At 55.4% G+C, this 25,824-nt stretch carries 27 protein-coding genes; 15 read left to right on the forward strand and 12 right to left on the reverse strand.

From position 1 onward, the window contains the following. The first annotated feature begins 205 nt into the window (after positions 1–205). From pheP to ABIB59_RS10490, 6 genes are all read left to right on the forward strand, one after another. Positions 206–1,603 carry a phenylalanine transporter gene (gene pheP / locus ABIB59_RS10465; RefSeq protein ID WP_041852233.1) on the forward strand — a complete coding sequence of 466 codons (1,398 nt, stop codon included), beginning with the start codon at positions 206–208 and terminating at the stop codon, positions 1,601–1,603. A 165-nt stretch (positions 1,604–1,768) separates the two neighbouring features. Further along, positions 1,769–3,007 (forward strand): MFS transporter, encoded by a 1,239-nt coding sequence (locus ABIB59_RS10470; RefSeq protein WP_317086273.1) that lies wholly within the window; start codon positions 1,769–1,771, stop codon positions 3,005–3,007. A 15-nt stretch (positions 3,008–3,022) separates the two neighbouring features. Then, the gene (locus ABIB59_RS10475) at positions 3,023–4,087 is read left to right on the forward strand and encodes a sugar phosphate isomerase/epimerase family protein (protein ID WP_354035336.1); all 1,065 of its coding nucleotides are present in this window, start codon (positions 3,023–3,025) and stop codon (positions 4,085–4,087) included. Continuing rightward, complete coding sequence (locus tag ABIB59_RS10480) at positions 4,084–5,232, forward strand: Gfo/Idh/MocA family protein (RefSeq protein WP_108701848.1); 1,149 nt, start codon at positions 4,084–4,086, stop codon at positions 5,230–5,232. The genes ABIB59_RS10475 and ABIB59_RS10480 overlap by 4 nt, the downstream gene beginning before the upstream one ends. Positions 5,233–5,407: 175 nt before the next feature. Beyond that, the gene (locus ABIB59_RS10485) at positions 5,408–6,388 is read left to right on the forward strand and encodes a LacI family DNA-binding transcriptional regulator (RefSeq protein WP_354035339.1); all 981 of its coding nucleotides are present in this window, start codon (positions 5,408–5,410) and stop codon (positions 6,386–6,388) included. 64 nt (positions 6,389–6,452) lie between these two features. Next, positions 6,453–7,322, forward strand: coding sequence for a DMT family transporter (locus ABIB59_RS10490; RefSeq protein ID WP_354035341.1), 870 nt, complete (start codon positions 6,453–6,455; stop codon positions 7,320–7,322). Between the two features lie 5 nt (positions 7,323–7,327). Here the strand turns inward: ABIB59_RS10490 and ABIB59_RS10495 are convergent, their stop codons facing one another. Next, positions 7,328–8,749: an MFS transporter gene (locus tag ABIB59_RS10495; protein WP_071193926.1), complete on the reverse strand. Its 1,422-nt coding sequence runs from the start codon at positions 8,747–8,749 to the stop codon at positions 7,328–7,330. 107 nt (positions 8,750–8,856) lie between these two features. On the opposite strand from ABIB59_RS10495, the gene ABIB59_RS10500 reads away from it, so the two are divergent. Then, complete coding sequence (locus ABIB59_RS10500; RefSeq protein WP_071193925.1) at positions 8,857–9,729, forward strand: helix-turn-helix transcriptional regulator; 873 nt, start codon at positions 8,857–8,859, stop codon at positions 9,727–9,729. 7 nt (positions 9,730–9,736) lie between these two features. On the opposite strand, the gene ABIB59_RS10505 is transcribed toward ABIB59_RS10500, so the two are convergent. From ABIB59_RS10505 to ABIB59_RS10515, 3 genes are all read right to left on the reverse strand, one after another. Next, positions 9,737–10,534 (reverse strand): PhzF family phenazine biosynthesis protein, encoded by a 798-nt coding sequence (locus ABIB59_RS10505; RefSeq protein WP_354035343.1) that lies wholly within the window; start codon positions 10,532–10,534, stop codon positions 9,737–9,739. A gap of 61 nt (positions 10,535–10,595) precedes the next feature. Beyond that, the gene (locus ABIB59_RS10510) at positions 10,596–10,964 is read right to left on the reverse strand and encodes an MmcQ/YjbR family DNA-binding protein (protein WP_110295903.1); all 369 of its coding nucleotides are present in this window, start codon (positions 10,962–10,964) and stop codon (positions 10,596–10,598) included. Then, positions 10,954–11,544, reverse strand: a complete 591-nt coding sequence (locus tag ABIB59_RS10515; protein WP_041852223.1) for a TetR/AcrR family transcriptional regulator — start codon at positions 11,542–11,544, stop codon at positions 10,954–10,956. Before ABIB59_RS10515 ends, ABIB59_RS10510 begins: the two co-directional genes overlap by 11 nt. A gap of 194 nt (positions 11,545–11,738) precedes the next feature. On the opposite strand from ABIB59_RS10515, the gene ABIB59_RS10520 reads away from it, so the two are divergent. Together ABIB59_RS10520 and ABIB59_RS10525 are read left to right on the forward strand one after the other, a co-directional pair. Further along, positions 11,739–12,839 (forward strand): MBL fold metallo-hydrolase, encoded by a 1,101-nt coding sequence (locus ABIB59_RS10520; protein WP_125125139.1) that lies wholly within the window; start codon positions 11,739–11,741, stop codon positions 12,837–12,839. Between the two features lie 36 nt (positions 12,840–12,875). Continuing rightward, a complete protein-coding gene (locus ABIB59_RS10525; protein ID WP_041852221.1) occupies positions 12,876–13,217 on the forward strand; it encodes a RamA family antibiotic efflux transcriptional regulator in 342 nt (113 codons plus the stop codon). A 146-nt stretch (positions 13,218–13,363) separates the two neighbouring features. Here the strand turns inward: ABIB59_RS10525 and ABIB59_RS10530 are convergent, their stop codons facing one another. From ABIB59_RS10530 to pdxR, 3 genes are all read right to left on the reverse strand, one after another. Next, complete coding sequence (locus ABIB59_RS10530) at positions 13,364–13,609, reverse strand: DUF1158 domain-containing protein (RefSeq protein WP_041852220.1); 246 nt, start codon at positions 13,607–13,609, stop codon at positions 13,364–13,366. Positions 13,610–13,680: 71 nt separating this feature from the next. Then, entirely contained in the window at positions 13,681–14,799 is a 1,119-nt protein-coding gene (locus ABIB59_RS10535; RefSeq protein WP_071193920.1) for a YbdK family carboxylate-amine ligase, read from the reverse strand. A gap of 71 nt (positions 14,800–14,870) precedes the next feature. Continuing rightward, positions 14,871–16,334 carry a MocR-like pyridoxine biosynthesis transcription factor PdxR gene (gene pdxR / locus ABIB59_RS10540; RefSeq protein ID WP_125125137.1) on the reverse strand — a complete coding sequence of 488 codons (1,464 nt, stop codon included), beginning with the start codon at positions 16,332–16,334 and terminating at the stop codon, positions 14,871–14,873. A gap of 233 nt (positions 16,335–16,567) precedes the next feature. On the opposite strand from pdxR, the gene ABIB59_RS10545 reads away from it, so the two are divergent. The 4 genes from ABIB59_RS10545 to ABIB59_RS10560 are packed head-to-tail and all read left to right on the forward strand — an operon-like array spanning position 16,568 to position 19,537. Then, positions 16,568–17,416, forward strand: a complete 849-nt coding sequence (locus tag ABIB59_RS10545) for a transporter substrate-binding domain-containing protein (RefSeq protein ID WP_041852217.1) — start codon at positions 16,568–16,570, stop codon at positions 17,414–17,416. Between the two features lie 45 nt (positions 17,417–17,461). Then, positions 17,462–18,103 (forward strand): amino acid ABC transporter permease, encoded by a 642-nt coding sequence (locus ABIB59_RS10550; RefSeq protein ID WP_354035347.1) that lies wholly within the window; start codon positions 17,462–17,464, stop codon positions 18,101–18,103. A gap of 14 nt (positions 18,104–18,117) precedes the next feature. After that, on the forward strand, positions 18,118–18,783 hold the full coding sequence (locus tag ABIB59_RS10555) for an amino acid ABC transporter permease (RefSeq protein WP_041852215.1): 666 nt from the start codon (positions 18,118–18,120) through the stop codon (positions 18,781–18,783). Next, positions 18,776–19,537: an amino acid ABC transporter ATP-binding protein gene (locus ABIB59_RS10560; protein ID WP_041852214.1), complete on the forward strand. Its 762-nt coding sequence runs from the start codon at positions 18,776–18,778 to the stop codon at positions 19,535–19,537. The genes ABIB59_RS10555 and ABIB59_RS10560 overlap by 8 nt, the downstream gene beginning before the upstream one ends. A 95-nt stretch (positions 19,538–19,632) precedes the next feature. On the opposite strand, the gene ABIB59_RS10565 is transcribed toward ABIB59_RS10560, so the two are convergent. Then, positions 19,633–20,400, reverse strand: coding sequence for an SDR family NAD(P)-dependent oxidoreductase (locus ABIB59_RS10565; RefSeq protein WP_041852213.1), 768 nt, complete (start codon positions 20,398–20,400; stop codon positions 19,633–19,635). Positions 20,401–20,583: 183 nt separating this feature from the next. Between ABIB59_RS10565 and ABIB59_RS10570 the strand changes: the two genes are divergently transcribed. Then, positions 20,584–21,921: an aspartate aminotransferase family protein gene (locus ABIB59_RS10570; protein WP_071193917.1), complete on the forward strand. Its 1,338-nt coding sequence runs from the start codon at positions 20,584–20,586 to the stop codon at positions 21,919–21,921. A 240-nt stretch (positions 21,922–22,161) separates the two neighbouring features. Continuing rightward, complete coding sequence (locus tag ABIB59_RS10575) at positions 22,162–22,314, forward strand: Hok/Gef family protein (RefSeq protein ID WP_354035350.1); 153 nt, start codon at positions 22,162–22,164, stop codon at positions 22,312–22,314. A gap of 72 nt (positions 22,315–22,386) precedes the next feature. Here ABIB59_RS10575 and ABIB59_RS10580 read toward each other — a convergent pair whose 3' ends face one another. The 4 genes from ABIB59_RS10580 to ABIB59_RS10595 are packed head-to-tail and all read right to left on the reverse strand — an operon-like array spanning position 22,387 to position 25,762. Beyond that, positions 22,387–23,091, reverse strand: a complete 705-nt coding sequence (locus ABIB59_RS10580) for an ABC transporter ATP-binding protein (protein ID WP_041852211.1) — start codon at positions 23,089–23,091, stop codon at positions 22,387–22,389. Beyond that, entirely contained in the window at positions 23,078–23,914 is an 837-nt protein-coding gene (locus ABIB59_RS10585) for an ABC transporter ATP-binding protein (protein ID WP_079497970.1), read from the reverse strand. Before ABIB59_RS10585 ends, ABIB59_RS10580 begins: the two co-directional genes overlap by 14 nt. After that, positions 23,907–24,740, reverse strand: coding sequence for an ABC transporter permease (locus ABIB59_RS10590; RefSeq protein WP_071193913.1), 834 nt, complete (start codon positions 24,738–24,740; stop codon positions 23,907–23,909). Before ABIB59_RS10590 ends, ABIB59_RS10585 begins: the two co-directional genes overlap by 8 nt. Then, on the reverse strand, positions 24,740–25,762 hold the full coding sequence (locus ABIB59_RS10595) for an ABC transporter permease (RefSeq protein ID WP_041852208.1): 1,023 nt from the start codon (positions 25,760–25,762) through the stop codon (positions 24,740–24,742). Before ABIB59_RS10595 ends, ABIB59_RS10590 begins: the two co-directional genes overlap by 1 nt. Positions 25,763–25,824: the final 62 nt, after the last annotated feature.

Here is a 25,824-nt window from a genome sequence, read left to right on the forward strand (position 1 = left end):
CCGTATATTCCCCTCACCCCAACCCTCTCCCGGGGGGAGAGGGAGAAATCCGATCGCAGACCGGGTTATTATCCCGTACGTCTCCATGGCAGGCGATATTGCGTGCCTGCTCACGACGCCTTTTTGGCGGCCCTGACTTTCTTGCTACGCCGTGCCGTAAATGTTAAAAGGTGCGGCTTTACGAAAACACGAAAAGGGGAAAGACGTGAAAAACGCGTCAAGGGTGTCTGAGCATTCAGCAGATACCGCGTCGGAATCGGGGCCGACGCTGCAACGAGGACTGAAAAACCGCCATATTCAATTAATCGCCCTGGGGGGCGCTATCGGTACCGGGCTGTTCCTGGGCATCGGTCCGGCAATTCAGATGGCGGGGCCCGCCGTGCTGCTGGGCTATGGCGTCGCGGGCATCATTGCTTTCTTAATTATGCGCCAGCTTGGTGAGATGGTGGTTGAGGAGCCGGTGTCAGGTTCATTTGCCCATTTTGCCTTTAAATACTGGGGACCTTTTGCAGGCTTCTTATCCGGCTGGAACTACTGGGCGATGTTTGTGCTGGTGGGCATGGCGGAACTGACCGCCGCCGGCATCTATATGCAGTACTGGTTTCCCGATGTCCCCACCTGGATCTGGGCTGCCGCCTTTTTCATCATTATTAATGCGGTCAACCTGGTTAACGTGCGTCTGTATGGCGAAACCGAGTTCTGGTTTGCTCTTATCAAAGTGCTGGCGATCATTGGCATGATCGGCTTTGGCCTGTGGATGCTGTTCGGCGGCCACGGCGGAGAAAAAGCCAGCTTTGACAACCTCTGGTCTCACGGCGGCTTCTTCGCCACCGGCTGGAACGGCCTGATCCTCTCCCTTGCGGTAATTATGTTCTCTTTTGGCGGTCTGGAACTGATTGGGATCACGGCGGCAGAAGCCAGCGAGCCGCACACCACTATCCCGAAAGCGGTCAACCAGGTGGTCTATCGCATTCTGCTCTTTTATATCGGTTCCCTGGTGGTTCTGCTGGCGCTTTATCCGTGGGTTGATATCAAAGCGGATAGCAGCCCGTTTGTGATGATCTTCCATAACCTGAACAGCAACCTCGTGGCATCGGCGCTGAATTTTGTCATCCTGGTGGCCTCACTGTCGGTCTATAACAGCGGTGTGTATTCTAACAGCCGTATGCTGTTTGGTTTGTCGGTACAGGGAAATGCGCCGGCGTTCCTGACCCGCGTCAGCCGTCGCGGCGTGCCGGTGAACTCACTGTTCCTCTCCGGGGCGATCACGTCGCTGGTGGTGCTGGTTAACTACATCCTGCCAAAAGAGGCGTTTGGGCTGTTGATGGCGCTGGTGGTGGCGACGCTGCTGTTGAACTGGATCATGATTTCGCTGGCGCACCTGAAATTCCGCGCCGCGATGCGCCGTAAAGGGCGCGATCCCCAGTTTAAGGCGCTGCTCTATCCCTTCGGCAATTATCTGTGCATCGCCTTTATGCTGATGATCCTCATCCTGATGTGCACCATGGACGGCATGCGCCTGTCTGCTATTCTGCTGCCGGTGTGGATCCTCTTCCTGTTTGCTGCTTTCCGCCTGTCACGCCGTTCTGCAAAACGCGCGTAATGATCGCTGCCTCGCCGGATCCGGCGGGGCATTTTCTCCCTGGTAAATTTATCGTGATTGATCTCCCACAATTGCGTCAGCGTGCAGGATAAATAAATTGTAATCGATTACTTTTCTTCTTGATGTATTTTGTAATCGATTACTTTTTAAAGGTGAGGCAAAAAAATGGTGTCAACAACCGAAAGTAGTGGAAATCTGGTCCAGCATCGACTGCTGGTACCGCGGCTGTCGCTGATGATGTTTTTACAGTTTTTTATCTGGGGGAGCTGGTCTGTCACGCTCGGTCTGGTGATGACGCAGCACAACATGTCGCTGCTGATTGGCGACGCATTTTCCGCCGGGCCTATTGCGTCTATTCTGTCGCCGTTCGTGCTCGGCATGCTGGTGGACCGGTTCTTCGCCTCGCAGAAAGTGATGGCGGTGATGCACCTGGCAGGGGCCGCGATTTTGATGTTTGTGCCGCAGGCCCTGGTGGCGGAAAACGGCGCCATGCTGATTGCGCTGCTGTTTGGCTATACGCTGTGCTACATGCCTACACTTGCGCTGACCAACAATATTGCCTTCCACAGCCTGAGCAATATCGATAAAACTTTCCCGGTGGTACGCGTGTTCGGCACCATTGGCTGGATTGTGGCGGGGATCTTTATCGGCGTAACGGGCATTTCCTCCAGCGTGACCATTTTCCAGGTGGCGGCAATCTGCTCCGTAGCGCTGGCGCTTTATAGCCTGACGTTGCCGCATACGCCGGCACCCGCTAAAGGGCTGCCTGTCGCTATGCGCGATCTGTTCTGTGCCGATGCATTTGCCTTACTCAAAACCCGTCACTTCTTTGTTTTCTCGCTCTGCGCGACGCTGATTTCCGTCCCACTCGGCACCTATTACGCCTATACCGCCTCGTATCTGGCGGATGCCGGTGTGGCGGATGTGAGTACCGCCATGTCATTCGGTCAGATGTCTGAAATCTTCTTTATGCTGGTGATCCCGCTGCTGTTTCGCCGTCTTGGCGTGAAGTACATGCTGCTTATCGGCATGTGCGCCTGGTTTGTGCGTTACGCCTTTTTTGCCCTCGGCGTCAGTGAGGAAGGGCGCTTCCTGCTCTATCTCGGCATTTTGCTGCACGGTGTCTGTTACGACTTTTTCTTCGTTGTCGGCTTTATCTACACCGACCGTGTGGCGGGCGAAAAGGTAAAAGGCCAGGCGCAAAGCATGATTGTGATGTTTACCTATGGCATTGGCATGCTGCTGGGCTCACAAATTTCCGGCGCGCTGTACAACCGCATTGTCGCCGGGCAGACACTGCCGCAGGCGTGGGTGACCTTTTGGTGGATCCCGGCAATTGCCGCGGCCGTTATCGCGCTGATTTTCCTTCTTTCTTTTAAATACAACGACCAAGAGCACGCATAAGCTGTGGGAGGTGCTATGAAAACCATTCAGGGGCCGGGGATTTTTCTGGCGCAATTCATTGGGGAGAAACCGCCGTTTAATACGCTTGAAGGGCTGGCCGGTTGGGCGGCAGGGTTAGGGTACAAGGCGCTGCAAATCCCCTGTAACCATCCGGCGATTTTTGATGTCGAACAGGCGGCGCAAAGCCAGAGTTATTGTGATGATGTGCGCGGCGTGCTGGCGGAGCGCGGTCTGGTGATTAGCGAGCTTTCCACCCACCTTGAAGGGCAACTGATTGCGGTACACCCGGCTTATGACGCGGCGTTTGACGGCTTTGCACCCGCGGCGCTGCGGGGAAACCCGGCGGCGCGTCAGGCCTGGGCTATAGAAAAACTGTTTCAGGCGGCGCGTGCCTCAAACAACCTTGGGTTACGCGCCCATGCGACCTTCTCCGGCGCGCTGGCCTGGCCTTATCTCTACCCGTGGCCGCCCCATAACGCCCTGTTATTTAAAGAGGCGTTTGCTGAATTAGCCCGCCGCTGGCGACCGGTGCTGGACCGCTTTGATGAACAGGGGGTGGACCTGTGCTATGAAATTCACCCCGGTGAAGACCTGCATGACGGCGCCACTTTTGAGCGTTTTCTTGACGGCGTAGGCAACCACCCGCGCTGCAATATCCTGTACGACCCGAGCCATCTTCACCTGCAACAGATTGATTATTTGGCGTTTATCGATATCTATCATGAACGCATCAAAGCTTTTCATGTGAAGGACGCGGAGTACCGGAAGGAGGGCCGCAGTGGCGTGTATGGCGGCTATCAAAACTGGGTCGACAGGCCCGGCCGTTTTCGTTCGCCGGGCGACGGGCAAATCGATTTTGGCGCGGTGTTCAGCAAGCTCACCCAGTACGGCTATGACGGCTGGGCGGTGCTGGAGTGGGAATGTTGCCTGAAAGCGGGAGAGACCGGCGCGCGGGAAGGGAGCGAGTTTATTCGCCGTCACATCATCCCCGTGTCGGCATACGCGTTTGATGATTTTGCCGCCGGGCAAGAAGACCGGGGTAGTGTGCGCAACATGTTAGGACTGGGGAGTATGGAATGATTCAGGTCGGGATTATTGGCACCGGGTTTATTGGCCCGGCGCATATTGAAGCTATTCGGCGGTTGGGCTTTGTTGAGGTGGTGGCGCTGTGCGATGCGGATCTGGCGGACGCGCAGCAAAAGGCGCGGCAGCTTGGCGTGCCGCACGCCTATGCCAGCGTGGAGGCACTGCTGGCGCATCCGGGGTTACAGGTGGTTCATAACTGTACGCCGAATCATCTGCATGCAGAAATTAACCGCCAGGCCCTGCGGGCCGGAAAGCATCTGTTTTCGGAAAAACCGCTGTGCATGACCGCCGAAGAGGCGCGTGAACTGGTGGTGCTTGCCGAACAGGCAAAGGTGGTGCATGGCGTCAGTTTTGTCTATCGCCAGTTTGCGATGGTTCAGCAGGCGGCGAGTTTGCGCCGCTCCGGGCGGCTCGGCAGGCTGTTTTCCGTCTACGGCAGTTATCTGCAAGACTGGATGCTGCTGGAAACGGACTATAACTGGCGCGTCGACGCGGCAACCGGCGGGCCATCGCGGGCGGTGGCCGATATCGGTTCGCACTGGTGCGATACATTGCAATTTGTCACCGGACGGCGCATAACCCAGGTGATGGCGGATCTCTCTATTGTCTGGCCGACACGCAAAGCCAGTCGCGGGGCTGCAACCTTCACTTCTACTCAGCAGGCCGCAGAGGTGGAGGACAAAACCGTGACTACCGAGGATGCCGGGTCGGTGCTGGTCCGTTTTGATGATGGCAGTAAGGGCTGTTTTAGCGTGTCGCAGGTGAGTGCGGGGCGGAAAAATCGCCTCAGTTTTGAAGTAAACGGTAGTGAGTGCTCACTGGGTTGGGACCAGGAAGTGCCACAACAGCTTTGGATTGGCCACCGCCAGCAGCCTAACCAGATACTGACCGATGACCCAGGGCTGATGTCGCCGGATGTCGCCGCCAGCGCCCATTTCCCCGGCGGGCATATCGAAGGCTGGCCGGATGCGTTTAAGAATATGATGCTGAATTTCTATCGCGCGGTGCAGGACGGGAAAATGCCAGCCCGCGATGAGGCGCGGTTTGCCTCGTTCTATGATGGGGCCAGCGTGATGTTTATTATCGATGCCATCCTGCAAAGTCACCAGCAGCAAAAGTGGGTGACAGTGGCCAGTTGAGGTAGGTCGCCCTGGGCGGGTTGTCCCGGATAAGGCGTAACCGCATCCGGGACAACCCTGGCGGCGCTTACGCCTGCCATGCTATCCGGATGCGGCACCAGGTGTGCATCGTGCATGCCATCCGACGTTGTGGTAGCCTGCTAGCCAGACGCTAACCGCAGGAAATATCGACGTTATGTCCATTCAGAAAATCGCCAGGCTGGCTGGCGTTTCCGTCGCGACCGTTTCGCGCGTGCTCAATAACAGTGAATCTGTTAAAGAAAAAAACCGCGAGCGCGTGCTCAAAGCCATTGCCGAAAGCAATTATCAGCCGAACCTGCTGGCGCGCCAGCTTCGCACCGCCCGCAGCTCAATGATTCTGGTGCTGGTTTCCAATATCGCCAACCCGTTTTGCGCCGAGGTGGTAAAAGGGATTGAAGAGGAAGCGGAAAAAAACGGCTTTCGTATCCTGCTGTGCAATACCGGTTCGGACATGGCGCGCTCCCGCTCGGCGCTGAACCTGCTTTCCGGGAAAATCGTCGACGGCATTATCACCATGGACGCCTCCTCGCGCTTGCCGGAACTGGCGACGCTTATCGGTAACGCCCCCTGGGTGCAGTGCGCGGAATATGCCGATGACGGCGATGTCTCCTGCGTGGGCATCAATGATGTTGGCGCCGCGCAATGCGTGATTGATCGATTACTGGCGCGCGGCTGTCAGCGTATCGCGCTGATTAACCACGATCTCAGCTATAAATATGCCCGCTCGCGGGAAGAGGGCTACCACAGCGGACTTAAGGCGCACCAGTGTGAGTATGCGGTTGTTGAGTATGCCTGCGACCTGAGTTTTAGCGCCGGGAAAGCGGCCATGCAGGCGCTGCTGCGCCACACTGAACGTCCCGATGCGGTCTTTGCGGTGTCGGATACCCTTGCGGCGGGGGCCGTGCTGGCCATTCACGAAGCCGGACTGAAAATGCCGCAGGATATTGCGGTGGTTGGGTTTGATGGCACAGAACTGGCGGAAATGGTGACACCGCCGCTGACGACCGTTTATCAACCGTCAAAAGAGATTGGTCGCAAAGCCGTGGGGCTGCTGCTCAACAAAATCGATAACCCCGAGGCCCCGGCGGAGAGGATCATGATGGAATGGCAGTATATTTCCCGCGCCAGCGCCTGATAATATTGATGTGATTTTTTTGCCAGCCTTTCGCTGGCTTTTTTATACCCTGGGAGCTTTGCCCATGAACCGGCAACGACAAGCAGAACTGTTTCTGGTCATCACCACCATCATTGCCGCCTGCGGCTGGATCTTTTCCCGCGAGGCCATCTCCGGGATGCCCGTTTTTGCCTTTCTGGGGCTGCGCTTTTTAGGCGCGGCGCTGGTATTGCTGCCATTTTGTCGCGGGCAGCGTATTGCGCTGGCAAAATTGCGCCAGGTCTTTATCAGCGCGTTGTGGATGGCACTCACGTTGTGCCTGTGGATTTGGTCGGTGTCGACCACGCCGTCGCTGGGCGAGGGGGCATTTATCATGAGCCTCTCTATGCTGTTTGTGCCGCTGGTGGCCTGGGCCATGATGGGCGTGCGTCCGGCCCGCGCCTACTGGGAATGCCTGCCGCTCGCCTTTATTGGCCTGGCGCTGTTAAGCCTGCATACGCCGATTGTCTTTCATCCCAGCCAGGGCTGGTTTTTGTTGACCGCTTTTGTGCAATCCATTTCGTTTTGCTACACCAGCCGCATTGCCCGTGATGTCCCGCTACTCCCGCTCACCACGGTGCAACTGGCGGTGACGGGGGTTGCGGGCGTGTTGATCTCACTTTTATTTGAACACTGGACGCAGCCGTTTACGGGTACCACTGTGCTGTGGCTGATCGCCAGTATTCTGATTGCCACCAGCCTGCGTTTTGGCCTGCAATTACAGGGGCAGAAATATGCCGCTGTCGCCAGCGCTGCCATCATCATGGTGCTCGAACCGTTGCTAACGGTGATCGTTGCTGCCCTCTGGTACAGCGAACGTCTGCCGCTGCAAAAAATTATCGGCGGCGTGCTGATTCTTGTTGCTCAGATCTGGTTTCGCTGGCGGCTGGTGGCACGCCTGCCGTCTAAAATCTAATCCCCTCAGTTTGCCGGGCAGCGGGGGGCGAGCTGCTGGCGCGCGCCAATCGCGGCGACGGCAAGCATAAGCATCATCACGATCTCTGCCACTAAAAACCCGCCCAGCGCTTCGTTATAGTTGCCCTGGGTGAGGTTAAGCAGATGCAAAAACAACCCGCCGAGTACTGCCGGGCCCAGGCCCAGCGTGGCCTGTTGCAGCGTACTGAGAATGGCGCTGCCCGACCCTGCGTCCTGAGTGGCAATGTCACGCATCCCGATACGGTAAAAACTGTTCACGATCAGCGCCTGGCCGTAGCCAATCAGCGCGGTAGAAGGCGCAAGGTTTAGGGCGTTGAGGTGCCCATGGGTCAACCAGAGCGTGGCGAACAGCGCCAGCAGGCCGCTTACTTGAATCGCGATGCCACTCAGCAGAATGGTACGTACGTTGTGGCGGGCAATCAGTTTCGGCGCATACCACGCCGAGGCGAAATAGGTCACCCCAAGCACAACAAAACTGTTACCGGACTGCCACGGCGCCATGCCTACGCCTGCCTGTAATGTCAGCGCCATACAGAACATAAAGCCGGACCAGGCGCTGAAAAACAGCAACGCAATTAACAGGCCGAAACGGATGCTGGGTAATTTGAGTAAACGTGGCGGCATCAGCGGATGCAGCCCTTGCTGTTCCTGACGCAGCGCGCCGGCACGCATCCACAGTGTTAGCGGAATGATCGCCAGTAATGCCGCCTGGCTTTGCCATGGCCAGCCTAAATCCGGGCTGAGGGAGAGCGGGAAGAGCAGGCAGCATAAGATCAGCGCCAGCGCGAAGGTGCCCTGCCAGTCAATGCGCGTTGGGGTTTCATTGCGGGTTTCCGGGATATAGCGATGGCTCAATGCCAGCACCAACAGGCTTATCGGCACGTTAATAAAAAAGGCGTTTCGCCAGCCGAGCCCGGCGATATCTGCCGATACCAGCCAGCCGCCACCCATCTGCCCGATGATAAACGCCACGCCGCCAATCCCCCCATACAGGCTGATAGCGCGGGCATGGGCCGTACCTTTGAGGGTCACGTGCAGCGTTGCAAGAATTTGCGGCATGATCAGCGCCGCGCTCATCCCTTGTAGAGTACGCGCCGCGAGCAGGGCGGTGATGGAGTTGGCGATACCGCACAGCAGCGAGGCGATTCCGAACAGCGCCACGCCCCATAAGAACATTTTGCGGCGGCCAAAGTTATCACCCAGTTTACTCCCCATCGCCAGGCAGACGGCAAACGCGACGCCGTACAGCGCAACAATCAGAGAGAGTTGCGTGGTATTGGTGTGCAGCGACAGCGTGATGGAATCAAGGGCGACGTTGGTGATCGAAGTATCGATCAGCGGCAGCATTTGTCCGGTCAACAGTAATAACAAGCCCGCACGACCGGGTGAAACAGCAGACGTATTCATGGTAACTCCATTGCGTCATTCATCGGATAGACGTAGCATCGCTGATACGAAAAACGGGTACCAGTTCTTGCTTATACTGGTACTGGCAATACCATGCTGGAGGTTTTATGAGCCTGATGTCGGAACGATCCCCTCTGTTGAGCGTCCAGGATGAGAACCGCAAACAGCTCGGCGCGTTTTTACGCTCCCGCCGGGAAAGCCTTGACCCGCAGCGTCTCGGTCTGCCGCGCAGTGGACGGCGGCGTACGCCGGGCTTAAGGCGTGAAGAGGTGGCCTTGCTCGCAGACGTTGGCGTGACCTGGTATACCTGGCTTGAGCAAGGCAGGGATGTGAACCCGTCGGCCAGCGTGATGCAGGCAATCGCCAATGCGCTGGAGTGTTCGGCAACTGAAACCCGCCACCTGTTTTTACTGGCGGGGCTGACGCCTGCGGAAACGCCTGTGGTGCCGCAGTGTGAAGGCATCAGCATCGGGACGCGTAAAATGCTCGATAGCCTGTTACCCCAACCGGCCAGCATCCAAAAATCCAATTTTGATATTGTGGCGTGGAATGATGCTTTTTCGCGGATGATGGGCGTTGATTTTCACCAAATACCGGAAGATGAGCGCAATTGTATTTATCTCTATCTGACCAACCCGACCTGGCGTAGCCGTATTGGGCGTAAGGAGAGTGTGCTGCCGACCTTTGTTGCCTATTTCCGGGCGGCGATGGCGGAACATCGGGGCGACCCGCAGTGGGAAGCGAAGCTGGCGCGCTTTTGCGCAGTATCGGAAGAGTTTGCCTCGCTGTGGCATAAGCGCTACGACGTGCGAGGCGTTGAAAATCAACTGAAAACCTTTACCCACCCTGAATTAGGCGAATTTTCTTTGCAGCAAATGTACTGGTTTTCAGCGCCGCGTAACGGCTCGCGGCTGCTGGTCTATTTACCGATAGATGAGCGGGGCGAGCAGGCGCTGGCATGGCTGGCAGATCACGCTTAGCCGCTTCTCAAAGATAGAGTTTTCCGGCCAGGACCGTATGCGACTGGCCAGCCAGCGCTACCCGGCCTTCTGCGGTGAGCGCAATCTGCAATTCGCCGCCGCGCGGTGAGGCCTGCCAGGCACTGAGGGTACGCTTATCCAGACGCGAACCCCAGTATGCCGCCAGCGCGCAGTGCGCGGAACCGGTCACCGGATCTTCATTTACCCCCACCCACGGCGCGAAGTAGCGAGAGATAAAATCATATTTGCCATTACAGGGTGCCGTAATGGCCACGCCGCGTCCGGGCAGTGCGCCAAGCGCCTGGAAGTTGGGTTTGAGCTGCTCAATGACCTGCGCGTCTTCCACCACAATCATCGCTTTCGGGCCAAATGTCCCGCTGGCAGAGACGTCACTGGCGTTGAGACCCAGGGCGTTCAGTAAAGCGTTATCCGGCGCATAATGCATATCCGGTACTAAGAGCGGGAAATCCAGTTCGATAGTGTCAGGGCGGGCGGTGGCTTTAAGCGGGCCGGAAAGGGTGGTGAAGACAACGCTTTCTCCAACAGCAAGCTGCCCGGTCTGGCGCAAAATATGGGCCGTGGCGAGCGTGCCGTGACCGCATAAATCGACCTCAGCCTGAGGAGTGAACCAGCGCAAACGGTAATCATCGCGTGCCAGAAACGCGGTCTCAGAGACGGCCATCTCTGCCGCAATCTGCTGCATGGTGGCCGTTTCAAGCGCCTGGGGCGTGATACACACGCCCGCCGGATTGCCGGAAAAAGGGCGTGTGCTGAAAGCATCAACCTGGTAAATCTCAAGTTCCACTGCGCGTGCTCCTGTCGGAAAACAAAACGCTACGGTAACGCGTTTTCGCTTTTCCGAACAGTCAGCGCGGACGCAGACGTTGCTGATCTTTTTTCGCCAGCGTGTCGATCACCAGATCCCGCGAGTCGTTGATCAGATCGACGAGCAAATCTTCGTTGATATCCTCGCCAGCAAAGATGGAGATCCAGTGCTTTTTATTCATGTGATATCCCGGCTCAATGCTGCGATAAATTTGTTGATTGAGCAGGGATTTTTGCGGATCTGATTTCATGGTCACCATAGGCCGACCATGAGCGGTGGTGATCATCATGAAAATCTTGCCGCCGACTTTGAAAATGTCGTGTTCCGGGCCAAACGGCCAGCACGGTTCAGTGAACGGTAGTTCCAGCGCAATGCGACGTGCGGTCTCTTGCAGGGTTTTACTGTCCATCGCAGTTATCCACGGTGAGCGCGCGCCACATGGCTTCAAAGCCCAGCCGTTTGGTCTCTTTTGCTTTTTGCGGGTCGCGATTGGCGAAATCCATTGTGGTTTCTGCCAGCGTCAGAAAAATGGCGTCGCCAAAGGGTGAGAGCGCTTCGGAAAGAAATTCAGGCCTCACCGAGCGGTGGCAGATTTCATGTAGCTCAGGGAACATATCGATAACCTGCTGGCGCGTTTCCGGGGTGATTTTTTCGCTCACCGAAATCTGGCGAATCGCGTTATGTGCCGACGGGTGACGGATGCCCCAGTCGATATAGCTGTTCCAGATGGATTGGGTATGTATTTTGGAATTGCTGTGCGACCTGTCGAGGCTGTCGATCATGGTCTGGCAAAGGTCAGATTTTAAATGCAGGTAAAGCGCATTGAGCAGATCGTCTTTGGTGGCAAAATAACGAAACAGGGTGCCTTCAGCCACGCCCGCGTTACGGGCAATCACCGCGGTCGAGGCGGCAATACCGGTTTGCGCGATAGCGACAGCCGCCGCATCCAGTAATGCTAATTTCTTATCTTCACTCTTCGGACGAGCCACTACACTTTTCCTCATACATTTTGAAAAACCACGATTGAACCATGCCCACTGTGACGCTGCAACGCTGAACATCAAAGATTGAAAATCATCTTGACGACTTTCTATTCATTTCTATAATGAGTGCTTACTCACTCATAATCAAGTCCAGTCTATTTCAATGTGCCAACGGAAGGGACATTTTCTCGGATCAGGGTATGCATCGTCTCTTACTTAGCGTGGTTCTTATTATGCTCGTTGTATCTGCCGCCAGTTTGCCTTTTGTTTTGAACGCCGGATTTGGTCAGCGCCCGCAGGGTGAGCAACTGACCAGAGTAGAGCAGTCCCCGCACTACCGGGACGGTGAATTTCATAACCAGTTGTCTACGCCCAGCTACACGGGGCAAAAAAGCATGGTGGCGGCAATGTGGGAGTTTTTAACCACCCGTCGGGAAAATGCGCGCCCGCAGCAGCCGTTGCCGATGGTGAAGACAGATCTGGCAAGCCTGCCGCTGGAGCAGGATACGGTCGTATGGCTGGGCCATTCATCCTGGTATCTGCAACTGGCCGGGAAACGCATTCTTATCGATCCGGTGCTCAGCAATTACGCCGCGCCGTTCTCGTTTCTGAATAAAGCCTTCGACGGTGACTATCCGTGGACGGCAGAGGCCATGCCGGAGATCGACCTGCTGATCATATCCCATGACCATTACGACCACCTGGATTACGCCACCATCAGGGCGCTGATGCCAAAAATCAAACGGGTGGTAGTCCCGCTGGGTGTGGGATCGCACCTGCGTTACTGGGGCATGAATCCGGACATCATCCAGGAAGCGGACTGGCAACAAAAAATCACGTTTAGCAATGATCTGGAGGTGCATGTGCTGCCTGCACGGCACTTTTCAGGGCGCGGTCTGAAACGTAATCAGACGTTGTGGGCGAGCTTTATGTTCGTCACCCCGGATCGCAAGCTCTATTACAGCGGCGATACCGGTTACGGGCCGCACTTTAAAGCCATCGGCGAACAGTTTGGTTCGGTGGATCTGGCGATTCTTGAAAACGGTCAGTACGACCAGGACTGGAAGTACATCCACATGATGCCGGAGGAAACGGCGCAAGCAGCGGAGGAGTTAAATGCGCGGGCGGTACTGCCGGGCCACGCCGGACGATTCGTGCTGGCAAAACATACCTGGGACGATCCTTATAAACGTCTGGCGGCGGCAAGCCTCGGCAAAGGGTATCGATTGTTAACGCCCACCCTCGGCGAAGCGGTGCATGCGGCGGATAACGCCCAGCAATTCCGCGCCTGGTGGGAATAACGGTTTATTTCGAAGAGCAGAGAGGGGGAGCGCTGTATGACTATTTCCGCTCAGGTTATCGACACTATCGTCGAGTGGATCGACGACAATTTACACCAACCATTGCGTATTGATGATATTGCGCGCCACGCCGGGTATTCAAAGTGGCATCTGCAACGGCTGTTTTTGCATTACAAAGGTGAGAGTCTGGGGCGCTATATTCGCGAACGTAAACTGTCACTGGCGGCGCGGGATTTACTCAATACCAATGATAAGGTCTACGATATTTGCCTGAAATATGGCTTTGATTCGCAGCAGACCTTTACGCGGATCTTTACCCGCACGTTCAATCAGCCGCCGGGCGCCTGGCGCAAAGAGAATCATCCGCGCGCGCATTGACGCATAAGCCCGGTGGCCTAAGGTCAACCGGGTTTTTTTGGCCTGGATGACACCGCCCGGTGTGCCGCTTCTCTCTTTAGGGTAAGGGGAAAAACATCCCGGATGGCGGCGCAAGCGCCTGATCCGGGCTACGACCCTACGAACCCTTAAGCCAGCGAAAACCAGCGGCGCCAGATAAAGCGCACCACGTAGAACTCGATCGCACCCAGTAGTAGAAACCACAGGCAAAACAACACGGTATAGAGCTGATTCAGGTCCTGAAAATGGAAGGTATCCAGCAGTTTTTGCGCCAGTACCAGCCCCAGGGAAGGGGCGGGTAGCAGCAATACCGAGATGAAAGCCATCAGCAGAATACCTGCCGCGGTGGTTAATGTTTCCAGTGGGTGCTTCATGACAGTTAATCGCTTGTTAAAAACGACATTGTCCGGGAAAGTGCGTAAGGGTGCAATCTCCCTGCGCCGTTCTAGCCCGCCGCCCAAATCTCGGTGTGTTTTTGCACCAGGCCGATCAGCGAGCCGCCGTCGGCGACAAAATCGCGCATCATTTGCGATTCGCTCTTCCCTCGTTTGACGAAGTTCATCAGCTCGGAGATAGCGCTGCCTGCGTTGAGCTTATCTGCCCATGGCGCAACTTTTTCCAGCATTCGTTCGATATCGTCGGCTATTTTACGCTGCTCGCCGGTGTGGACATCGGTAATGATCCCCTCCAGACCAAAACGGCAGGCCTGAAAACGGTTGAATTTGTAGAGCAGGTAATCGCGCTCCTGATGTTTGAACGGGCGCTCTGCCAGCAGCCAGTGGGCGATAGCCTGAATAAATCCAGTGACATTAATGGCATGCGACAGGGTCAATGGCGTATCCATTACCCGCACTTCGACGGTGCCAAAATGGGGGCTCGGGCGAATATCCCAGTGCAAATCTTTAATGCTTTCAATCATGCTGGTGTAGCTCAGGCGACGAAATAGCCCTTCAAACTCTTGCCAGTTACTGACCCAGGGCATGGGGCCATTATCCGGAAAAGAGGAAAAAATATTCAGTCGCGATGAGGCGAAACGGGTATCGGTGCGCTGCACGTATGGGGAAGCGGCGCCAAGCGCGATAAAATGCGGCACAAAACGCGATAAGCCATGAAGAAGATAGATGGCGTCATCGCCACTCGGACAACCCACATGCACATGTTGGCCGAAAACGGTCGCCTGCTGCATCAGGTAGCCAAACATTTCCAGCGTCCGGTGATAGCGTTCATCGTTGCTGATCTCCTGACGCTGCCATTTTTGAAAAGGGTGCGTGCCGCCGCCGCAAATCTGTACGTGATGCTCGTTTGCCGCCTGCAAAATAATCTGCTGCATGGCAGAAAACTGGTGTGCCGCCTGGTTGATGTCGCGACAGACCCCTGTCGCAATTTCCAACATACTTTCCGTGATGTCGTGCTTGACCTCACCGGCTTTGACCTGTGCTTTTACCGCATCGATCAGCCGCGAGGAGTCCTGACTAAGGTCGTATCCCGGTGGGTTAACGACCTGCAACTCAAGTTCAATGCCCAGGGTAAAAGGAGTGGAAACGTGAAAGTCGGGTAGAGGCATATTTTCTTATCCTTTCCTTGTGAGGTTGGGATTAAGTATAGGCATGCCCTCTAAACCCGCCTTTATGCGAACTATCCGATTTGCTCCAGTTGTCCACGCAGCACTTCCACGCCGGGCACGATGGCATCCGGATTGATGGCGTGAAACCCCATCCGGAAATAGTTATCCGGGGGGGCGTCGTCAAGAAAATGCCGCGCCCCCGGTTCAATTAATACCCCCGCATGGGCTGCGCGCCAGGTGAGTTGTTGGGTACTGATATGCTTTGGCGTACTCAGCCAGAAGGCGTTGGCATGTTCGCTGCCGCCGAAGGTTTTGCATTCGGGCAAAAAGGTTTGCAGCGCGTTATGTAAGGTATCCCAACGGCGCGCGGAATCTTCGTGGTAGCGGCGCAGGTGCGTCTCGTAATGGCCCTGAGCCAGAAAATGGGCCATCTGATATTGAATGTTGGTTGGTGGATGGCGATACACCAGGCGGCGCAACGCACGGGCTTCGTCGATGATTTCCGGGGCAGCCACCATAAAACCGAGTCGCAGACCTGGCGAAAGGGCTTTTGACAGACTGCTGACATAGATAACGCGGCCGCTGCGGTCACTGGCTTTCAGCGCCGGTAACGGATTTTGCGTAAAGTTACTTTCCGAGTCGTAGTCATCTTCAATGATCACCGCGTCATGCCGGGTAGCGTATTCGAGCAACTGGACCCGGCGCGCTTTACTCATGGTGACGCCCGTCGGCACCTGATGTCCCGGCGTCACGTAGTAGTAATCACAGGGCGTTTCGCCCAGCACAATGCCTTCTTCATCAACCGGATGCGGAACGATATGGGTATCGTTAAGCAGAAAGGTGTTGATCGCTTCACGAAATCCCGGATTTTCGACCGCCACACGCGTCTGCCGGGACATCAACAGGCGGGTCAACAAATAGAGGGCGTTCTGTGACCCCAGCGTGATGAGGATTTCGTCCGGAGCGGCCACGATACCGCGTTTCGGCAGCACCCGGGTGCGGATCTGCTCAACCAGCATGGGCACATCCTGATCGATATGATCGATAACCCAGGAGGGGTCTCGCACGCCGCCGTGCAGCCAGTTTGCCGCAGCGCGCCAGAAGGCGAGGGGGAACTGTTGTGTGTCCGGCTGGCCGTAAATAAACGGGTAGCGATAGTGCATCCAGCCAGCCGGTTTAAGGATAGATTCCTGCTGGCTGGGCGTGATTTGCAGGCGGTTGCCCCATCGTGGTGCAGCGCTTTCGCATTCAGGTGCAGTTTGCGACACGTTTTGGCCGGCGTGGTAGTAATCCGGGTGCAGGTAATACCCGCTGCGTGGGCGGCTGACCAGATACCCTTCGTTGACCAGGCTTTCAAACACCAGCGCCGTGGTATTGCGAGAAACATTAAGCTGACCAGCCAGTTGGCGACATGAGGGAAGGGGCGTATCGGCCGGAAAAATGCCACTCAGGATGGCGTTTATCAGTGATTCACGCACCTGTTCCTGTAACCCACGCTGACCATCAAAATTGACATGCAAAAGGTGACGAATCATGACGCACTCCGCTGGAAAAGACATGGATATATTTGAGCAAATTCCATACCAGCTTCCCGTTATCTGACACATTCATTTGCCGAAACTGGCTCTATTCAGAAAGCAAAAAGGCTCCCTATTGTAAAAACGCAGTCACAAAAGCGCGGTCAAGAAACGCAGTCGGCATATTTATTGCAATAGTTCCAGCATGTCTGGGATGAACCTTTCTGGCATATTTAATTAAGGGTAGAGAAATGAAAAAAGTATTCGGCAAATATTGTCTTGCAGCCATGTTCACTTTGGCTTTTTCTTTACACGCAGTCGCAGCAGATTTACCCGAAATCGAAAAGTCTGGCACGTTGAAAGTGGCGACCGAAGATGACTATGCGCCCTTTAACTTTATGAAGGATGGTAAATCAGAAGGGTTTAACAAGGATATGCTCGACGAGTTGCGTAAATACGCAAAATTCAATATCAACCAAAGTATTTTACCCTGGACGGGGCTGCTCGCCGCCGTCTCTACCGGACAATACGATATGGCGTTAACCGGTGCGGTGATTACCGATGAACGTCTCAATGTATTTAATTTCACCCCGCCATGGGCGTCTGCCCAGCATTATTTTGTGAAACGCGCAGATGATAAGACATTAAATACCATCGCCGATTTGAGCGGTAAAAAAGTGGGCGTCCAGGCGGGCAGCGCATTACTGGCGCGTCTGCCGGAACTGAAAGCGATGCTGGAGAAAGTGGGCGGTAAACTGGGCCCGGTTGTGGAATATCAATCTTACCCGGAAGCCTATGCCGATCTTGCCAACAAACGCGTCGATTACGTGATTAACGTGGTTATCTCCGTCAACGACCTGGTGAAAGCGAAGCCGAAAGTGTTTGCCAAAGGGCTGCCGGTCTCTGGCCCAGGCTACATGGCATGGCCAATCTCCAAAAGCTCCCCGGAATTACTGGCGTTCATGACCAAATTTATGAATCACATGACCGAAACCGGCAAGTTGGCTGAGTTGCAGAAAAAATGGTTTGGCGAAACCTACGATCTGCCGAAAGAGCCGATCACCAGCGCCGATCAGTTTCATAAGTTAGCGGGTTTATAAGTTCAATGCGGCGGGTAACCGCCGCCAGTTAGAAAAGGGGGCACCATGGATTCAATGGCATGGCAGTTATTAATTGAAGGCGCATGGACGACCCTCTGGATTTCGGGCGTGGCTATCGCGTTCGGGGTGGTCATCGGTCTGGTGATCGCCTTTATTCGAATGATGAGAATCCCGGTCGTCGACCAGGTGCTGGTGGTCTACATCAGTCTGGCGCGCGCCACACCGCTGGTGACGCTGGTTCTGTTCCTGTTCTTATCGCTGCCGACGCTAGGGATAAACCTGGATAAAACGGCGGCGGCGATTGTGGCGCTGACGTTGAATACCTCCGCCTTTAATGCCGAAATCTGGCGTAACGCATTTCGTAACTTCCCTCGAGAACAGCGGGAAGCTGCCGAATCTGTCGGTATGCGGCGCTGGACCTATTTCCGTTACATCATGCTGCCGCAGATGTGGATTGAAAGCCTGCCTGCGCTAGTCAATGAGATGTCTTTCCTGATTAAAGGCAGCCCGGCGATAGCGATAATCGGCGTGGTAGACCTGACCCGCGTCACCAATCGCATCTCTTCGGTGACCTATGAACCTCTGTCGCCCATTCTGGCGGCGGGATTGCTCTACGTCATCATTATCGGCTTGTTGCTGAAATTGCAGGGCATGGCGGAACGTAAAGCGAAGCGCCTGGCGCGATAAAAGCAGGAGGGTATATGAGTCAGTGGAGTATTGTCTGGTCAGCACGCGAGAGTTTTTTTAATGGCCTGCTTTCAACGCTTGAGCTGTTTATTATTGCAGCCGTTGTCGGTTTATTTATCGGCATTTTGCTGTGCTACATTATGGAATACCAAAATCGCGTTATTGACAGAGTAATTATTGCCTTCGTCAGCCTGATGCGTGCTGTTCCCTTTTTGATTCTGGCCTATTTGCTTTATTACGGTCTGCCGCAGTTGGGTATTAGTATGGAAGCCTGGACTGCCGGTCTGTTGGCGCTGGTGATTTATCATGGTGCCTATTTCTTCGAGATATTACGCAGCCAGCGTCGTATATTTTCCGCGGGTTATATTGAAGCCGCTGTGTCGCAGGGGTTTTCTCGCTATAAAATCTTTCAGCGTATCGTCCTGCCCAATATTTTTTCTTCTGCGCTGCCGCTGATGGGTAACCAGTTAATTATCTGTCTGAAAGACACGGCTTTCCTCTGCATTATTACCGTACAGGAGATCACCGCCGCCGCGAATAGCGTGCAGTCGACGTATTTTATTCCGTTTAACGCCTTTATCGTCGCCATTGCGCTGTACTGGGGCATCAGCATTTTACTTGAATTGCTGATTAAACGACTAAGCCAATATGGAAACAAGCGAGGAATGACCCATGCCTGAACAAAGTGCGGTTAGCGTTAAGAATCTGTCCAAGCAGTTTGATAACGTTGAAGTATTGCGTGATATCAACCTGACGGTGGAGAAGGGCACGGTGGTGAGTATCCTCGGTTCTTCCGGTTCCGGGAAATCGACCTTGTTGCGCTGTATGAACTGGCTGGAGCAGCCGGATCGCGGCGAAGTGCGCATTAGTGGTCAGCGGCTGGGTGTCGATGACGCCTCAGGCAAGGCCATGTCACATAAAGAGTTGTCCAAAATCCGCGAACGCGTGGGAATGGTATTCCAGAGCTTTAATTTGTGGCCGCATCTGACGGTGTTACAAAACGTCACCGAAGCGCTGATCCACGTGAAAGGCATGAAGCGGGACGCGGCTGACGAGATTGGTCGTCGTCAGTTAGATAAGGTCGGGATGAGCCATAAAACGGATGTGTATCCGATTACCCTTTCCGGCGGACAGAAACAGCGTGTGGCGATTGCCCGTTCGTTGGCGATGTCGCCAGAGGTGATCTTGTTCGATGAACCGACATCGGCGCTGGATCCTGAACTGGTCAATGAGGTGCTGGGAGTGATGAAAAACCTCGCCGCCGAAGGATACACGATGGTGGTGGTAACGCACGAGATGGATTTTGCCCGTCAGGTGTCGGACGAGGTGGTGTTTTTGGAGAAAGGGTTGCTGATCGAGAAGGCATCGCCAGAGAAGTTCTTTACCAATCCGGATTCGGACCGGGTACGTAAGTTTTTGCAGTCCAGCCGCTAATGTCCCTTCTCAAGGATAGACCCGGTAAGCGTCAGCGCCACCGGGGAATATCCTGGATGCGGCACAAGCGCCTTATCCAGGCTACCACAGATATCTTAATCCCGGTCAATGGCAAACGGCTGCCAGGCCTGACGCACCGGCATGACTTCCACACGGTTAATATTCATATGGTCTGGCAACGTGGCGATGTAGAACATCTGTTCGGCGATATCCTGTGCGCTAAGCGGCGTGGTGCCACGGTATAAGTTATCGGATGCCGCCTGATCGCCTTTGGTGCGAACCAGCGTGAATTCGGTTTCCGCAATACCCGGCGCCAGATCGGTCACCCGCACACCTGTACCCAGCAAATCGCAGCGCAGGTTATAGCTAAACTGTTTCACAAACGCTTTGGTTGCGCCATAAACGTGGCTACCCGGATAGGGCCATTGTCCGGCAATCGAACCAATATTGATGATACTCGCCCCTGCGCCATGCTGAATCAACGTGGGCAGCAGCGCGTGAGTCACATTGACCAGCCCGGTGACGTTGGTATCAATCATGGTCTGCCAGTCTTCCAGCTCAACGTTTTGTGCGGGCTGCGGTGAAAGCGCCAGCCCGGCGTTATTGATAAGCGTGGTGATATCGGCGAACGCGGGTGGGAGCGCGGCAACGGCCTGCTTCACTGCATCTTTATCGCGTACATCCAGCTCAATAATGTGAACGGGTACTTCTGCCGCCAGCGAATCCTGCAATGCCTCAAGGCGTGCCAGACGGCGTCCACTCAGTACCAGCGACCAACCTGCTTTGGCAAAGACCCGCGCGGCGGCTTCGCCGAACCCGGATGTCGCGCCGGTAATAAAGACCACTTTCTTTGCTGTTGTCATCTCTCTCTCCTGTGCTGGTTTCTTCCGCCACTATAAAAAACGCGCGCGCAGGAGAGACAGAGCCAGTTGGTGAGTAAATATGTGACACGTGTGTCACATGCCGCTAACAAGACTGGCTCTACCTGACTGCGCCAGGTGCGCCGCATGATGGAATCAACAACAACGGTATGAAAGGAGCAGGGTATGAAACTGGCACTTCAGAGCGAGATGGCGATAACCAACGATGATGTACGTCAGCTAGACCGTTCGTATGTGTTCCATTCATGGTCGATGCAAGGCAACCTCAATCCGCTGGTGATCGCCGGTGCACAAGGGTGCGAATTGTGGGATTACGATGGCAATACGTATCTGGATTTCAGTAGCCAACTGGTAAACGTCAATATCGGTTATCAGCATCCGCGTGTTCTGGCGGCGATGAAGGCACAACTGGAATCATTGACCACTATCGCGCCGGCGACGGCAAACCTCGCACGCGGCGAAGCGGCAAAACGGATTGTTGATCTGGCGCCCGAAGGCTTTAGCAAAGTGTTCTTTACGAACGCCGGGGCCGACGCCAACGAAAACGCCATGCGTATGGCGCGTATGTATACCGGGCGTGACAAGATTTTTTCTGCCTACCGTTCTTACCACGGGAATACCGGTAGCGCCATTGTGGCCACGGGCGATCCCCGTCGTATTCCGAATGAATATGCCCGTGGACACGTTCACTTCTTTAACCCGTACCTGTATCGCAGCGAGTTTAACGCCACCACCGAAGACGAAGAGTGTCAGCGCGCGCTGGCGCATCTGCGCCGGATGATTGAGTGTGAAGGGCCGAATTCTGTTGCCGCTATTCTGCTGGAGTCCGTACCGGGTACAGCCGGGATTCTGGTGCCGCCAAAAGGCTACATGCAGGGGGTGCGCGCACTGGCAGATGAGTTCGGCATTGTGCTGATTGTCGATGAAGTGATGGCCGGTTTCGGTCGCACAGGTAGCTGGTTTGCGTTCGAGCAGGATAACATTGTTCCCGATCTCATCACCTTCGCAAAAGGTGTTAATGCGGGTTACGTACCTGCGGGCGGCGTCATTATTTCCGAGAGAATCTCACATTACTTTGACGACCACTTCTTTGCAGGCGGCCTGACCTATTCCGGCCATCCGCTGGCGATGTCGGCCATTGTCGCCACGCTTGATGCGATGAAAGATGAAAAAGTGGTAGAAAACGCGGCAACGGTGGGGGACGGCGTGTTGCGCGCTGGCCTGACGTCACTGGCGCAAAAACATGCGTTGATCGGTGATGTGCGTGGTCGTGGTATGTTCCAGGCGCTGGAGCTGGTCACCGACCGCGTCGCGAAAACGCCAGTAGCCGCAGCCGATATGGCGGCGATCAAAGGCGCGTTGCTCAACGCCGGGATTTTGCCTTTTGTCGCTGAAAACCGTATTCACGTGGTGCCGCCTTGCACTATGAGTGCCGCCGAAGTGCAAAAAGGGTTAGCGATTTTTGATGCCGTGCTTGAGCAGTTTGGCAGCCTGGCGAAGTGATAGCGTCACGCCTGAACATATTCTGAAAAGTGAATTTAACTGGATATAAATACAGTTTTTCTTTCGTGCGAAGGGAATGAAGAGGTTAGGATGCTCGCGGGTGCCTGAGGCTTTCTGAGCCGGGCATTTGCAGGGTTCAGAAAGGTGAAAGCCCCAGGAGATAGTGTTATCAACCTGAGGCTTACATCCCAACCCTGAACAAGTTGGATGTTAGTCTCTTTTCTGCACGGAGGCAACGACATGCTAACGAAGTACGCCCTGGTGGCGATCGTGGTGCGGTGTATGACAGCACTGGGTTTCACGCTGTTAGTACGCGACTCGCTTTGCGAGATGACGTTCAAACAACGGGATACGGAGTTTAAGGCTGTTCTCGCTTACGAAACGAAGAAGTAGCTGACTTGCGGGGAGCCATCCCCGCAAATCATCTTGTCAGGTGGGATCCTCACGCACCCAAACCCTTTTCACTTACCCCATACGGTGTTCGCCACGTGCCAGCGCATCCCGGTCAAAAAAGCGCTCGATTTTACCGTTCGCCATAAAGGCGGCCCGGTCTGACATATGCGCAATGACATCGGCATCGTGACTAACCAACAGATAACTCATATTGTGCTGGTCTTTCAGACGGTTCAGTAAGTTGAGGATTTCTGCCTGGATCGACATATCCAGCGCTGAGGTTGGCTCATCAAGCAGAAGAATCTGTGGTCGCAACAGCAATGCCCGGGCGATCGCCACACGCTGACGCTGACCACCTGAGAGTTGATGTGGGTAGCGTCTGGCAGCATCAGCAGGCAGCCCCACCTCTTCCAGTGCCGTGCTGACGCGCTGGTCTACCGCTTTCTCACGGTGAATCTGTAGCGGTTCTGCGAGAGTACGATACAGCGTATGGTTGGGATGCAGTGAAGCGTACGGATCCTGAAAAACCATTTGTACGTTGCGTCGCAATGCCCCCTGGTAACGCGTGCCCGCTTTTATCTCTGAACCGAAGAGTGACATTTCACCACGCCAGTCACGCTGCAGCCCTGCCAGTACGCGCATCAGGGTGGATTTACCGCAGCCTGATGCGCCAATCAGACTAAACGTCTCGCCCTGTTCGAGGCTAAAACTGGCATCACGGACGACGGTTTTTTCCCCGAAGCTTACTTCCAGATGGCGAATTTCAGCGATGACCATGGTCTGACTCCGTAAAGATTTGGCTGCGATCAAGTGTCGGGAGCATTTGTCCATAGGTCTGCGCCTGTGGTCGACAGGTCCACAGCGTGCGCGTGTAAGGATGCGTGGCATTGGGAAGTTCGCTGGCGGTCATTTCATCCACCTTTTGCCCCTGGTACATCACCAGCACGCGATGACAGTGCTGCGCGACCAGCGGTAAATCGTGACTGATAAGCAGCATGGCCATTTGCCGCTGCTCACACTGCGCCACCAGCAGTTCAAGGATTTGATTGCGCAGGCGCGCGTCGAGCGCTGAGGTCGGTTCATCCGCTATCAGCACCTGTGGGTCGTTAACCAGCGCGATGGCGATCATCACACGCTGGCCCATACCACCGGAAAGCTCTCCAGGGTAGCGTTGCAACACCGCCGGTTCCAGCTCCACGGCGCGCAATGCCTCGTTTATTTTTTCCAGCCGCTGTTTGCGGTTCAGGCGCTGATGAAGCGTCAGGGCTTCGTCCAGTTGTGCCTGCACAGTTTGGACTGGATTAAGCGCATAGCGCGGGTCTTGTAGTACCATCGCAATGCCATTGCCACGCAGGGCGCGCCACGCTTTATTCTCCATGGTCAGTAAATCATGCCCGGATACGCTCAGCTCACTGGCGCTAACCTTGCCGGGTTTACGTACCAGCCCCATCAGGGCACGGGCGGTCATTGATTTACCGGAGCCAGATTCGCCCACCAGCGCGAGGCGTTCATTGCCCAACGTGAAACTCAGGTTATTGACCACGCGGGCGCCGGGATAATCAACATTAAGACCCGATACGATAATTCGTTTTTCAGTCATGTTGTGGCTCCAGTACATCGCGCAGGCCATCGCCCAGCAGGTTAAACGCAAGACTCGCCAGTAAAATGACCGCGCCAGGGGCTGCGGCAATCCACCATTGATCGAAGATAACTTGCATACCATCGGCGATCATGGCGCCCCATTCCGCCATCGGTGGGCGAGCCCCGAGACCCAGAAAACCCAGCCCGGCGGCGGCAAGGATAATGCCCGCCAGGTCCAGAGCCAGACGCACAATCGCGGATGGCAGGCAGAGTGGCAGAATATGCCCCAGTAACAGCCGCCAGCCGCGAATTCCCATCATCTCAGCCGCTGCCAGGTAATCGCTGTGACGAAGTCGCTGGATCTCGCTACGTGCCTGACGCGCATAGGCAGGCCAGGTGGTCAGCGCGAGGGCGAGTGCGCCATTGACGAGGCCCGGGCCAAGCATGGCGACAAACGCGAACGCGAGGATGAGACGTGGCATGGACATGACCACATCGGTAAAACGCATCAGAACGCGTTCCAGCCAGCCACCGTAATAGCCAGACAAAATACCGACCAGCAGACCGGCAGGCAGCGTAATGAGGGTGACCAGGGCCACCAGCCCCAGCGCCGGACGCGTGCCATAAATGAGCCGTGACAGCAAATCACGGCCATAGCTGTCGGTTCCCAGCCAGTGTGCAGCCGAGGGCGGCTGTAAGCGCGATGCGGCATCCTGCCAGTTGGGGTCTTGCGGTGCCAGCCACGGCGCCAGAATGGCAACCAGCAGGAGTAACACCACAATAATCAATCCGCTAAAACCCGCAGGCGAATGGCGCAGACGGCGTAAAAAGAGAGTCGTCGGCATTAGCGAATCCTCGGGTCAGTGAGCCGTACCAGCATATCGGCGAGGTTATTTATCAGGACAAAGCAGACACCGATAACCAGTGTGCCGCCCATAATCGCCGTGGTGTCACCGGCAAACAGCGCGGTCGTGAGATAGCGGCCAATACCCGGCCAGGAAAAGACGGTCTCTGTCAGCACCGCGCCTTCCAGCATGCTGGTATAGGACAGCGCAACCACGGTCAGGAGCGTGCCGCGAATATTTGGCAGGACATGGCGCAGCATGATTGTCATCTCGCCAGCCCCCTTTGCGCGTGCCAGCAAGATATACTCTTTATTCATTTCGCCAAGGCAGGCCGAGCGGGTTAGTCGCGTAATGCTGGCCAGAGAATAGTAAGCAAGCAGGGTGACCGGAAGTACCATATGGCTAAGGGCATTTCTGAATGCCTGACTGTCACCGGAAAGCCAGGTATCGATAAGCACAAAGCCGGTCTGCGGGGTGACAGTGTACTGATAAATATCATCCAGCCTGCCGGGGCCTGCGCTCCATTGCAGGTTCGCGTAGAACAGCGCCAGCATTAACAGACCGAGCCAGAAGATAGGGACAGAGTTACCGAGCAGGGTAAAAGTGCGCACGGCCAGATCCAGCGGGGAACCGGCAAAACGGGCACATAATACGCCCGCGAGAATACCCAACGCGGTACCGATAACCAATGCCAGGGTAGCCAGTTCCAGCGTGGCAGGAAAGGCGGAGAGCAGATCCTGCAAGACGGGCTGTCCGGTGGCGCTGGCGGTGCCTAAATCACCGTGAGACAGGTCGAGTAAATAGTGCCAGAACTGCACGGGCAGCGGTTGATCCAGCCCGAGTTGGTGGCGGACCTGGTCATAGGTCGACTGGCTGGCATGGTCACCGACGATTTGCAGCACACGGTCAACGGGCGAGAGTGCCGAGAGTGAAAAGGTAACCAGTAACAGACCAAATAACGTCAGGGCGAGGGTTATCAGGGTCTGGATAACCCGTAACAGCCTGGGTGAGATGTGGGACATGACTAACTCTTAATGGCATCGTTCTTTAATGATGACCCTCTCTCGTAATGAGAAAGGGTCAA

Source organism: Citrobacter sp. UYEF32, from assembly GCF_040546205.1.
Classification (GTDB): domain Bacteria; phylum Pseudomonadota; class Gammaproteobacteria; order Enterobacterales; family Enterobacteriaceae; genus Phytobacter; species Phytobacter diazotrophicus.

Coding starts and splice junctions, on each gene's coding strand:
- ABIB59_RS10550 (WP_354035347.1), top strand. CDS start 17,462: ATGGATTCAATGGCATGGCAGTTATTAATTGAAGGCGCATGGACGACC.
- ABIB59_RS10580 (WP_041852211.1), bottom strand. CDS start 23,091: ATGGTCATCGCTGAAATTCGCCATCTGGAAGTAAGCTTCGGGGAAAAA.
- ABIB59_RS10485 (WP_354035339.1), top strand. CDS start 5,408: ATGTCCATTCAGAAAATCGCCAGGCTGGCTGGCGTTTCCGTCGCGACC.
- ABIB59_RS10525 (WP_041852221.1), top strand. CDS start 12,876: ATGACTATTTCCGCTCAGGTTATCGACACTATCGTCGAGTGGATCGAC.
- ABIB59_RS10495 (WP_071193926.1), bottom strand. CDS start 8,749: ATGAATACGTCTGCTGTTTCACCCGGTCGTGCGGGCTTGTTATTACTG.
- ABIB59_RS10535 (WP_071193920.1), bottom strand. CDS start 14,799: ATGCCTCTACCCGACTTTCACGTTTCCACTCCTTTTACCCTGGGCATT.
- ABIB59_RS10585 (WP_079497970.1), bottom strand. CDS start 23,914: ATGACTGAAAAACGAATTATCGTATCGGGTCTTAATGTTGATTATCCC.
- ABIB59_RS10555 (WP_041852215.1), top strand. CDS start 18,118: ATGAGTCAGTGGAGTATTGTCTGGTCAGCACGCGAGAGTTTTTTTAAT.
- ABIB59_RS10480 (WP_108701848.1), top strand. CDS start 4,084: ATGATTCAGGTCGGGATTATTGGCACCGGGTTTATTGGCCCGGCGCAT.
- ABIB59_RS10545 (WP_041852217.1), top strand. CDS start 16,568: ATGAAAAAAGTATTCGGCAAATATTGTCTTGCAGCCATGTTCACTTTG.
- ABIB59_RS10500 (WP_071193925.1), top strand. CDS start 8,857: ATGAGCCTGATGTCGGAACGATCCCCTCTGTTGAGCGTCCAGGATGAG.
- ABIB59_RS10520 (WP_125125139.1), top strand. CDS start 11,739: ATGCATCGTCTCTTACTTAGCGTGGTTCTTATTATGCTCGTTGTATCT.
- ABIB59_RS10510 (WP_110295903.1), bottom strand. CDS start 10,964: ATGGACAGTAAAACCCTGCAAGAGACCGCACGTCGCATTGCGCTGGAA.
- ABIB59_RS10590 (WP_071193913.1), bottom strand. CDS start 24,740: ATGCCGACGACTCTCTTTTTACGCCGTCTGCGCCATTCGCCTGCGGGT.
- ABIB59_RS10595 (WP_041852208.1), bottom strand. CDS start 25,762: ATGTCCCACATCTCACCCAGGCTGTTACGGGTTATCCAGACCCTGATA.
- ABIB59_RS10490 (WP_354035341.1), top strand. CDS start 6,453: ATGAACCGGCAACGACAAGCAGAACTGTTTCTGGTCATCACCACCATC.
- ABIB59_RS10560 (WP_041852214.1), top strand. CDS start 18,776: ATGCCTGAACAAAGTGCGGTTAGCGTTAAGAATCTGTCCAAGCAGTTT.
- pdxR (WP_125125137.1), bottom strand. CDS start 16,334: ATGATTCGTCACCTTTTGCATGTCAATTTTGATGGTCAGCGTGGGTTA.
- ABIB59_RS10475 (WP_354035336.1), top strand. CDS start 3,023: ATGAAAACCATTCAGGGGCCGGGGATTTTTCTGGCGCAATTCATTGGG.
- ABIB59_RS10565 (WP_041852213.1), bottom strand. CDS start 20,400: ATGACAACAGCAAAGAAAGTGGTCTTTATTACCGGCGCGACATCCGGG.
- ABIB59_RS10570 (WP_071193917.1), top strand. CDS start 20,584: ATGAAACTGGCACTTCAGAGCGAGATGGCGATAACCAACGATGATGTA.
- ABIB59_RS10575 (WP_354035350.1), top strand. CDS start 22,162: ATGCTAACGAAGTACGCCCTGGTGGCGATCGTGGTGCGGTGTATGACA.
- ABIB59_RS10530 (WP_041852220.1), bottom strand. CDS start 13,609: ATGAAGCACCCACTGGAAACATTAACCACCGCGGCAGGTATTCTGCTG.
- ABIB59_RS10470 (WP_317086273.1), top strand. CDS start 1,769: ATGGTGTCAACAACCGAAAGTAGTGGAAATCTGGTCCAGCATCGACTG.